This window comes from Streptomyces sp. NPDC031340 (genome assembly GCF_055569945.1).
The window spans coordinates 1-3576 of sequence record NZ_JBVIIE010000123.1 but is presented as its reverse complement, the minus strand read 5'-3'; the positions used below and the strand labels follow the sequence as shown (position 1 = coordinate 3576).

The 3576-nt window shown below is 76.0% G+C and carries 2 protein-coding genes; both read left to right on the top strand.

The annotated features are described in order from the left end of the window. Positions 1-369: 369 nt before the first annotated feature. Positions 370-1668, top strand: coding sequence for a PP2C family protein-serine/threonine phosphatase (locus tag ACZ5GT_RS40650; protein ID WP_469036961.1), 1299 nt, complete (start codon positions 370-372; stop codon positions 1666-1668). A 126-nt stretch (positions 1669-1794) separates the two neighbouring features. Then, positions 1795-3435 (top strand): phosphoglucomutase (alpha-D-glucose-1,6-bisphosphate-dependent), encoded by a 1641-nt coding sequence (gene pgm, locus ACZ5GT_RS40645; RefSeq protein ID WP_469036959.1) that lies wholly within the window; start codon positions 1795-1797, stop codon positions 3433-3435. Positions 3436-3576: the final 141 nt, after the last annotated feature.

The window sequence follows — 3576 nt, the reverse complement described above, 5'->3', positions numbered from 1 at the left end:
AACATACAGAAGACACTCGTCCCTCCCTCCCCCCCCCCCCCCCCCCCCCCCCCCCCCCCCCCCCCCCCCCCCCCCCCCCCCCCCCCCCCCCCCCCCCGGGCCCCCGTTTGTGCCAGGCGCCGGCCCCCGCCCGTCGTCCCCGGCCTCGCCGCGCTGCCACCTCGGCCGTCGTCCCCGACCTGGCCGCGCTGCCACCTCGCCCGTCGTCCCCGGCCTCGCCGCGCTGCCACCTCGGCCGTCGTCCCCGACCTGGCCGCGCTGCCGCCCCGGCCGTCGTCCCCCCGGCCGTCCCCGCCGCCGCATCCCGACCGGGTCGCTACCCGCCCGTCGGCCCCGCTGATGCTGGGATGGAAACGGCAGAAGGGAACGATGGTGGAACGTCAACGGGTTGCCACGCCCCGCCAGGGGCCGGCCGATCGATTCGCCCTGGCGCAACGGGCCGTCGCCGCGATCGGCACCACGCCGGACGAACGCGGCACGGCCGCGGAGTGCGCCCGTTTCCTGGTCGGGGAACTGTGCGACGCCGCGGCCGTCGACCTCCTCACGCGGCCGGCGGGCCCGCGGGCACGGCGCGGCGCACTGCGCGCCGCCGCCGCGGCGGGCCGCCGCGACCTGCTGGACGGCCTGCGGTACGTGCCGCGGCGGAACGTCCTGGTCCGCGCGCTGGACGCGGGCCATCCGATCACCGACTCCGTCAGCCTCGACGGCCAGGAGCCGGTGGCCGCGCTGTCCGTGCCGCTCCTGGCCTGGGACCGGGCCTACGGAGTCGTCCTCGCCGTCCGCGCCGGCCGGGCGTTCGACGACGGCGAGGCCGCCGCGGTGCACTACGCCGCCCGCCTCACCGCCACCCATCTCCACCACGCCATCCATCCGCACCAGGCCACCCATCCGCACCAGGGCGGAGCCCAACCGCACCAGATGACCCATCCGCGCCACGACGCCGGACACCGCCCGCCGGCGGACACGGACCCGCCCTTCGCGGCGGGCCCGTCCGCCGGGCCGGGCCGCCCGCACCCCGGCGTCGAGGTGGCCACCCGCTTCGTGCCGGCCGGCCACGGCGCGGCGGTGGGCGGTGACTGGTTCGAGACCGTACGCCTACGGAACGGCCGCACCCTACTCGTCGTCGGCGACGTGATGGGGCACGGTCTGGACGCGGCGGTCGACATGAACGCCTACCGCTCGACGCTGCGTTACATCGCCGCCGCCGGCCTGCCGCCGCACCGTGTCCTGCGCCGGATGGACGCGATCGCCGCCGCGGACGCCCGGCGCAGGCCCGCCGGCTGCCTGCTCGCCCTCCTGGACCCGGTGGGCCGCTCGGTCGCCCTCGCCGCCGCCGGGCACCTCCCGCCGGCCGTCTTCCACCCCGACGGCACCGGCGAGTTGGTGCCCCTGCCCGCCGGCCCGCCCCTGGGCGCAGGGCCGGCCGACCACACGACGACCACCCTGCCGCTGGGCGACGGCGACACCCTGGTGATGTTCACCGACGGACTCGTCGAACGCCGCGGCGAGGACATCGACACCTCGCTCTCCCGGCTGGCCCGGCTGCGCCTGCGCCCCGGTCGGGACGCCGGGCAGATCCTGGACGAGATCGTCACCCGCCTGGCGACGCCGCGGGCGGACGACGACATCGCCGTCCTGACCGCCCGCCTGCGCCCCCGGCCCGGCTGAGCCCGCCTCCCGGCCGGCCACCCCCCGGAACCAGCCCTGTTCCGTGCGCTCTCGCACGTCGCCGGGGTGACGGGGGAAGATGGGCCGGCAGGCAACACAGGTCAACCGATGTGGAGGAGCGGGCACATGCAGCACGAGCGAGCGGGCAGGCCGGCCGGTCCCGAGGACCTCGTCGACGTCGCCCGGCTGGTCACCGCGTACTACGCGCTGCACCCGGACCCGGCCGACCCGGCGCAGCGAGTGGCGTTCGGCACGTCCGGGCACCGCGGATCGTCCCTGGCGACGGCGTTCAACGACGACCACATCGCCGCGACCAGCCAGGCCATCTGCGAGTACCGCGCCGCACAGGGCACCGACGGCCCCCTCTTCCTGGGCGCCGACACCCACGCCCTGTCCGAACCCGCGCGGGTCACCGCCCTGGAGGTGTTCGCGGCCAACGAGGTGACGGTGCTCATCGACAGCGCCGACGGCTACACCCCCACACCCGCGGTCTCGCACGCCATCCTCACGCACAACCGCGGACGCGCCTCCGGGCTCGCCGACGGCGTCGTGGTCACCCCCTCGCACAACCCGCCCGCCGACGGGGGCTTCAAGTACAACCCGCCGAGCGGCGGACCGGCCGGCTCCGACGCCACCTCCTGGATCCAGGACCGCGCCAACAGCATCATCGCGGGCGGCCTGAAGGACGTACGGCGCATCCCCTACGCCCGGGCGCTCGCCGCGCCCACCACCGCCCGCCACGACTTCCTCGGCGCCTACGTGGCCGACTTGCCGGGCGTGCTGGACCTGGACGCGGTCCGCGCCGCCGGGGTGCGCATCGGCGCCGACCCGCTGGGCGGGGCGTCGGTCGCCTACTGGGGCCGCATCGCCGAGCAGCACCGGCTCGACCTGACCGTGGTCAACCCGCTCGCCGACCCCACCTGGCGGTTCATGACGCTCGACTGGGACGGCAAGATCCGCATGGACTGCTCCTCGCCGTACGCGATGGCCTCTCTCATCGAACAGCGCGACCGCTTCCAGATCGCCACCGGCAACGACGCCGACGCCGACCGGCACGGCATCGTCACGCCCGACGCGGGCCTGATGAACCCCAACCACTACCTGGCCGCCGCCATCGCCTACCTCTACGCCCACCGCGAGCAGTGGCCCGCCGGCACCGGGATCGGCAAGACGCTGGTGTCGTCCGGGATGATCGACCGCGTCGCCGCGGACCTGGGACGCCGGCTGGTCGAGGTGCCCGTCGGGTTCAAGTGGTTCGTCGACGGGCTGGTCGACGGCTCGCTCGGCTTCGGCGGCGAGGAGTCGGCCGGCGCGTCGTTCCTGCGCCGCGACGGCTCGGTGTGGACCACGGACAAGGACGGCATCATCCTGGCGCTGCTCGCCTCCGAGATCCTGGCCGTCACCGGCAAGACGCCCTCCGAGCACTACGCGGCCCTCACCGCCCGCTTCGGCGCGCCCGCCTACGCCCGCATCGACGCCCCGGCGACCCGCGAGGAGAAGGCGCTGCTCGCCAAGCTCTCGCCCGCCCAGGTCGGCGCGGACACGCTGGCCGGAGAGGCGGTCACCGGAGTGCTGACCGAGGCTCCGGGCAACGGCGCGCCCATCGGCGGCATCAAGGTCACCACCGAGAACGCCTGGTTCGCGGCCCGCCCCTCGGGCACCGAGGACGTGTACAAGATCTACGCCGAGTCCTTCCGCGGCCCCGACCACCTGCGCCAGGTGCAGGAGGAGGCCAAGGACGTGGTGATGGCGGCCCTGGGCGGCTGACGTCGTCGTCGGCGGTGGGGGGGGGGGGGGGGGGGGGGGGGGGGGGGGGGGGGGGGTGGGGGGGGGGGGGGGGGGGGGGGGGGGGGGGGTTGGCGGTGCAGGAAACATGGCCATCTCCCCTTCCTTCTGTTTTTCTATGAC